This is a genomic window from Streptomyces sp. SX-6, assembly GCF_059089585.1.
In genome coordinates this window covers 359,769-366,217 of the sequence record NZ_JBTHHU010000003.1, presented here as the reverse complement: position 1 = coordinate 366,217, position 6,449 = coordinate 359,769, and the positions used below count along the sequence as shown (strand labels likewise).

Genomic DNA, 6,449 nt, shown 5'->3' with positions numbered 1-6,449 from the left:
ACCGCCCTCATCCCTCCATGCCCCAGCGCCCGCGCTTCAGCTCCTATCACCAACCGCCGCTGCCGCTCATCGAGATGAGGGAAGAGCTCCCTGAACTTCACCGCCAGCGCACTGCCCACGTCCCCAGGCACACCCACACCAGGACAACGACAACCGACCCCACGAGGTTGCACGTTATTAATCGACGCGCTCAAAGTTACGCTCCATGCCACTTATGTCCGGTATGGAACGTAACCAACTCACCGCTGACGCGCCGTCACATCACACCCGTCCCATCCGCACCGCAAACCGCCCACCCCGGCGACGGCAACGGCGCCCAGGCGACCCGCACCCGCTCCCGTAACCCGCCGCTTTTCAAACGCCCGCCACGACGAAACGGGCGGACGGCCAAGCACCCGCCACGTAAACCACCCACCGTTGCCGCCGCCCCGCGCGGGGAGGGGATTGGTGCCCCGGTCCCGCCCTTTCACCGTTTCCTCCGGGGGCTACGCCCCCGGGCCCCCGCAACGCGGCTCCGCCGCGTTGGTCCTCAAACGCCGGACAGGCTGGATGGTGCCGGGCCGGGCTGGTTTTTCGCGCGGGCGCGAAAATCAAGCCCGGCCGGCGATTGAGGCCGAGCGGCGGAGCCGCGACAAGCGGGGTCTGGGGCGCAGCCCCAGGAGACGGCGAGAGGGTGGGACTGGGGCCCCACCTACCGGCGGACCACCACCGCACCCGGCACCGGCCCCGCCGCCACCCGTACCGCCCGGCACGTGCCCGACGCCCGCAGCCCCTCCGCGACCTTCTCCGCCGCCTCCGGGCCCTCGACCAGGACCGCCGTGGTCGGGCCGGAGCCCGAGACCATGGCGGCCAGCGCACCTACCTCCGTACCCACAGCCAGCGTCTCCGTCAGCGAAGGGCGCAACGAAACAGCCGCCGCCTGAAGGTCGTTGGAGACCGCGCCCGCCAGGGCGACGGGGTCGCCGTCCCGCAACGCCGCGAGAAGGGCATCCGAAGGACGAGGCTCGTCCGCCACCGGGCGCAGGCGGTCGCACTCCGCGTACACCGCGGGGGTGGACAGCCCGCCGTCCGCGACCGCGAAGACCCAGTGGAAGGAGCCGCCGACCTCCAGCGGCGTGAGCAGCTCGCCGCGCCCGCGGCCAAGCGCCGCCCCGCCCACCAGCGAGAACGGCACGTCGCTGCCCAACTCGGCACAAATGGCGAGGAGTTCGTCTCTCGACGCACCCGTACCCCACAGCGCGTCGCACGCGAGCAGCGCGCCCGCGCCGTCCGCGCTGCCGCCGGCCATGCCGCCGGCGACGGGGATGTCCTTGTCGATGTGGATGTGGACGTCAGCCGTCGGGCGCCCGTACCGCTTCGCCAGCGCCAGCGCCGCGCGCGCCGCCAAGTTGGTTGCGTCGAGGGGGACTTGGGACGCGTCCGGCCCGGCGCAGGTCACCCTCAGCTCGTCCGCCGGGGTGACCGTGACCTCGTCGTACAGGCCCACCGCGAGGAAGACGTTCGCCAGGTCGTGGAAGCCGTCGGGGCGCGGGGGGCCCACGGCGAGCTGGACGTTGACCTTGGCGGGGACGCGGACGGCGACGGACGGGACGCTCACGCGCTCGGCTCCTTGTTCTCGGCGATCGCCGCGAACTCTTCCACAGTCAGCGACTCGCCCCGCGCCTGCGGCGAGATGCCGGCCGCCACCAGCGCGGCCTCCGCCGCGGCCGCGGAACCGGCCCAGCCGGCGAGCGCTGCGCGCAGCGTCTTGCGGCGCTGGGCGAAGGCGGCGTCGACGACGGCGAAGACCTCCGCCTTCGTGGCCGTGGTCTTCAGCGGCTCGGTGCGTCGCACCAGGGAGACGAGGCCCGAGTCGACGTTCGGGGCGGGCCAGAAGACGTTGCGGCCGATCGAGCCGGCGCGCTTGACGTCGGCGTACCAGGCGGCCTTGACCGACGGGACGCCGTAGACCTTGGAGCCCGGAGGGGCCGCCAGGCGGTCGGCGACCTCGGCCTGGACCATCACGAGGGTGCGCTCGATGCTGGGGAACTGCGCGAGCATGTGCAGAAGCACAGGCACCGCGACGTTGTACGGCAGGTTGGCGACCAGCGCGGTGGGCGGCGGGCCGGGCAGCTCGGCGACGTGCATCGCGTCGCTGTGCACGAGCGCGAAGCGGTCGGCGCGGTCGGGCAGGCGGGCGGCGACGGTGGACGGGAGGGCCGCGGCGAGTACGTCGTCGATCTCGACGGCGACGACCCGGTCGGCGGCCTCGAGCAGGGCGAGGGTGAGCGAGCCGAGACCGGGGCCGACCTCGACGACGACGTCGTCGGGGCGCACCTCGGCGGTGCGCACGATGCGGCGGACGGTGTTGGCGTCGATCACGAAGTTCTGGCCGCGCTGCTTGGTGGGCCGCACCCCGAGGGCGGCGGCCAGTTCGCGGATGTCGGCGGGGCCGAGCAGGGCGCCGGAATCGTCTGCGCTGGGGCTGGTGCTGGGGCTGGAGCTCACCCGTGAAGTTTACGGCCGCACATGGGCCACGGGCTCGCCCCCCGCTTGACGTAGAGCTTCTTGGCCCGGAGGGTCTGCTCACCGGCGGGGGCGTCCTGGGGGCGGCCGCTGCCGCCGAGGGACTGCCAGGTGTGCACATCGAACTGGTAGAGGCCGCCGTAGGTGCCGGAGGGGTCCACGGCGTCGGGGCGTCCGCCGGCCTCGCACTGGGCGAGTCCGTGCCAGTTCAGCCCGTCGGAGCCCTGGACCGAGGTGGGCATGGGCTTGGTGCCGACCTTGACGATCTGGGTGCGGGGCTTGCTCACGGTCTCCGAGCTGATCTTCTTCGGTTTCTGCTTGACGCCGTTGACGGTGCGCAGCTCGTATGTGACGCGTTCGACGCCCTTCTCGCCGCGCTGGGAGACGACCTGGGTGCCCTTGGGGAGGCCAGGGTCGTCGTGGCGTTCGGTGGTGAAGTCGATGGGCTCCTCGCGGACCTCCCGGCCGCCGCTGATGCGCATGATCGAGACGGTCTGGCCCTCGCGGGGGAAGCTCTCCGGGTCGACGGAGGTGGTGTCCTGGCCGTGCAGGGCGATGCCGGCCTGCCGGATGGCCTCGCGGATGGTGGCGGCGTTCGTACGGACGAGGTACTCGTGCCCGTCGACCATGAACGTGACGGTGCGCTCGGTGCGGACGTCCAGGTTCAGGCCGTGGCGGGAGATGGGGGCGGAGCGGGAGGCGGAGAGGTAGGCGCCCTCGGCCCGTACGCCGAGCTGGCGAAGGGCGCCGTCGACGGTCTCGGCGGTGGTCCAGATCTGCCGGCGCTCGCCGTCGAGGTTGAGGGTGACGGGGCGCCCGTAGCGGACGATGACGCGGTCGCCGGTGGCCAGGTCGTGGTGGCGGCCGGGGGCGACGATGTCGTGCTCGCTGACGGCCATGCCCTCGTCGGCGAGGAGCTCGTCCACGTCCCCGGCGAAGGTGTGCAGGGTGCGGGGGCGGCCGTCGACGCTGAGCTGGACGGCCTTGTCGCTGGCGATGAAGGCGGAGGTGCCGCCGGCGAGGAAGGCGACGACGAGGGCCTGGGGCAGCAGCCTGCGCAGCGGCTCGGTTCCGATGCCCTGGCGCTTGCGGCGCGCGGCCCGGCGGGACGTGGCCGATACGGCCGGGGCCGGGGCGGGGGCCGGGGCGGGTGCGGCGGGTTCCGCCGGGGGGACGTCGGTGGTCCCGGGCGGGGCGGACTGACGGGGGACGTACGGCTCGTGCGGCTCACCGGGCCCGCCGAAGCCCTGGGGCTCACCGAAGCCGTGCAGCTCGCCGGGCTCGCCGAACCCGTAGGGCTCGTGCGGTCCGTACGTCTCGTACGTCTCACGCGGTTCGTACGTCTCGAAGGGCGCATAGGGGCCGTACGGCGGCGCTGGGGAGCCGCCCTGCGGATGACTCACGACACTCCATCGGATCCGGGCCAACGGGCCAGGACTGTAGCGGAGCTTTCGTCACTCTCCAAAGCCCGATGTTCACACTGTGTCGCGATACCGGGGTCAGTAGGCGAACACGCGCGCGGTGTTCTCGGCGATCGCCGTGGCCAGCACGTCCTCGTCCAGCCCTCGGACGGCGGCCATCGCCCGCAACGTGACCGGAATGAGGTAGGGCGCGTTGGGGCGCCCGCGGTAGGGCGCGGGAGTCAGGAACGGCGCGTCGGTCTCGACGAGAACCCGGTCGAGCGGGGCCACGGCGAGGGCGTCGCGCAGGTGCTGGGCGTTCTTGAAGGTGACATTCCCGGCGAAGGAGAGGTAATAGCCCTCCTCGGCACAGATCTTGACCATCGCGGCGTCGCCGGAGTAGCAGTGGAAGACGACGGTCTCGGGGGCGCCTTCCTCGGCCAGGACGCGCAGGACGTCGTCATGCGCGTCCCGGTCGTGGATGACGAGGGCCTTGCCGTGCCGCTTGGCGATGTCGATGTGGCGGCGGAAGGAGAGCTCCTGCGCGGCCATGCCCTCGGGGCCCGTACGGAACCGGTCCAGGCCGGTCTCGCCCACGCCGCGCACCGCCTCCAGTGCGGCCAGGGCGTCGATCTCCTCGAGCGCCGCCTCGAGCGCGGCCTCGCCGCCGGGCTCGCGGGCGCCCTGGCGCGACCATCCGTCGGGATCGCCGAGGACGATCCGCGGGGCCTCGTTGGGGTGCAGGGCGACCGTGGCCCAGACGTTCTCGTGCGCGGCGGCCGTCTCGGCGGCCCAGCGCGACCCGGCGAGGTCGCAGCCGACCTGGATCACCGTGGCGACCCCGACGGACGCGGCCTTGGCGAGGGACTCCGCGACGGTGCCCCCCTGCATGTCGAGGTGGGTGTGCGAGTCGGCCACCGGCACGTTCAGCGGTGCGGGGAGCGGCGGGGGAGCGTCCTTGTCGCTCTGCTTCTTCTGCTCGCCGGTGCCGCTGTTCGATGCCATGCCGGAAGTCTAAGGATGCTGCTTCTTGTGGTGCTGGAAGGGGTGCAGCAGGTCCGAGAGGTGCCAGTGGTGCTCGCGGCGCGGTTCCTTCTCGGCGGAGAGCTCGGGCTCGCCCAGGGCGGGGCCGGCGCCGAGGGCGCCGTAGCCGATCGGCCCGGCGGTGCCGACGACCGGGGTCGCGGTGCGCGAGGCGAGGTGCAGGGCGTCGGCGACCTGGGACACCCGGCCGGGGCGCATGATCCGTACGACGTGCGCGCCGCAGACCTCGCAGGTCGGCTGCGTGAGGGGGGAGGGCACCCGCTTGCCGTCCGCGTAGTAGACGACGTAGGGCCGGCCCTCGGCGTCCAGATGGTGCGTTATTTCATACGCCTGTTCCCACCCGTGCCCGCATCGCATGCAGGCGAAGGCGTACGCCTCATGCGCGGTGTCGTGCTCCGACGTGCCCACGGTGTCGCTCATGGCAGCTCCTTGTCGCCCGTCGGACACCGCGTGATGACGGTGTCCGCCGGCCTCGTTCCGGGATGCTGGGACGTCCCACCCCCAGGGAACGCCCATCCCGGCCGCTGCGCAGCAGCTCAGCCCACGAATTGGGGCAAACTTAACGGCTTCATGCCCAAAGGGCCCGGGACCTGGGCCCGGGCTTTGCCATTGGGGACAACGCTTTACTTCAGGGCGCCGAGTGACCAGTGCCGGCGGCGTTCTTCGCGGCGACCACGGCGTCGAACACCTCGCGCTTGGGCACACCGGCCTCGGCGGCCACCGCGGCGATCGCCTCCTTGCGGCGCTCCCCCGCCTCCTCCCGGACCCGCACCCGGCGCACCAGCTCCGCGGGGTCGGTCTCCCTGGGCTGCTCGGACGCGCCCTGGACGACGATCGTGATCTCGCCGCGGACGTCCCCGGCGGCCCAGACGGCCAGCTCCTTGAGCGGACCGCGCTTGACCTCCTCGTACGTCTTGGTCAGCTCGCGGCAGACGGCGGCCCGCCGGTCCTCGCCGAAGGCCTCGGCCATGGCGACGAGGGTGTCCTCCAGCCGGTGCGGGGACTCGAAGTAGACGAGCGTGCGGCGCTCGTCCGCGACCTCGCGCAGCCGGGCGAGCCGCTCCCCCGCCTTGCGCGGCGGGAAGCCCTCGAAGCAGAACCGGTCGACCGGCAGGCCGGACACCGCGAGCGCGGTGAGCACGGCGGACGGGCCGGGCACGGCGGTGACCTTGACCCCCTGCTCCACCGCGGCGGCCACCAGCCGGTAGCCGGGGTCGGAGACGGACGGCATGCCCGCGTCGGTGACCAGCAGCACCCGCGCCCCGCCCACCAGCGCCTCCACCAGCTCCGGCGTACGGGCGGATTCGTTGCCCTCGAAGTAGGAGACCACCCGGCCCGTCGTGTGCACGCCCAGCGCCTGGGTGAGCCGGCGCAGCCGCCGGGTGTCCTCGGCGGCGATCACCTCGGCGGCGGCGAGCTCGGCGGCCAGCCGAGGCGGTGCGTCGGCCACGTCGCCGATGGGGGTTCCTGCGAGTACGAGCGTTCCAGTCACGCCCCCAT

General features: G+C 72.9%; 6 protein-coding genes. All 6 read right to left on the bottom strand.

Annotated features, from left to right (window positions below; genetic code table 11):
* Window positions 1-691: 691 nt before the first annotated feature.
* Window positions 692-1,597: a 4-(cytidine 5'-diphospho)-2-C-methyl-D-erythritol kinase gene (locus ACV530_RS05865; RefSeq protein ID WP_494331147.1), complete on the bottom strand. Its 906-nt coding sequence runs from the start codon at window positions 1,595-1,597 to the stop codon at window positions 692-694.
* Entirely contained in the window at window positions 1,594-2,487 is an 894-nt protein-coding gene (rsmA, locus tag ACV530_RS05860) for a 16S rRNA (adenine(1518)-N(6)/adenine(1519)-N(6))-dimethyltransferase RsmA (RefSeq protein ID WP_494331146.1), read from the bottom strand. Before rsmA ends, ACV530_RS05865 begins: the two co-directional genes overlap by 4 nt.
* The gene (locus ACV530_RS05855; protein ID WP_494331145.1) at window positions 2,484-3,908 is read right to left on the bottom strand and encodes a resuscitation-promoting factor; all 1,425 of its coding nucleotides are present in this window, start codon (window positions 3,906-3,908) and stop codon (window positions 2,484-2,486) included. Before ACV530_RS05855 ends, rsmA begins: the two co-directional genes overlap by 4 nt.
* Before the next feature lie 96 nt (window positions 3,909-4,004).
* Complete coding sequence (locus ACV530_RS05850) at window positions 4,005-4,910, bottom strand: TatD family hydrolase (protein ID WP_494331144.1); 906 nt, start codon at window positions 4,908-4,910, stop codon at window positions 4,005-4,007.
* A gap of 9 nt (window positions 4,911-4,919) precedes the next feature.
* Window positions 4,920-5,369, bottom strand: coding sequence for a hypothetical protein (locus ACV530_RS05845; RefSeq protein WP_494331143.1), 450 nt, complete (start codon window positions 5,367-5,369; stop codon window positions 4,920-4,922).
* 208 nt (window positions 5,370-5,577) lie between these two features.
* Window positions 5,578-6,441 (bottom strand): 16S rRNA (cytidine(1402)-2'-O)-methyltransferase, encoded by an 864-nt coding sequence (gene rsmI / locus ACV530_RS05840; protein ID WP_494331142.1) that lies wholly within the window; start codon window positions 6,439-6,441, stop codon window positions 5,578-5,580.
* Window positions 6,442-6,449: the final 8 nt, after the last annotated feature.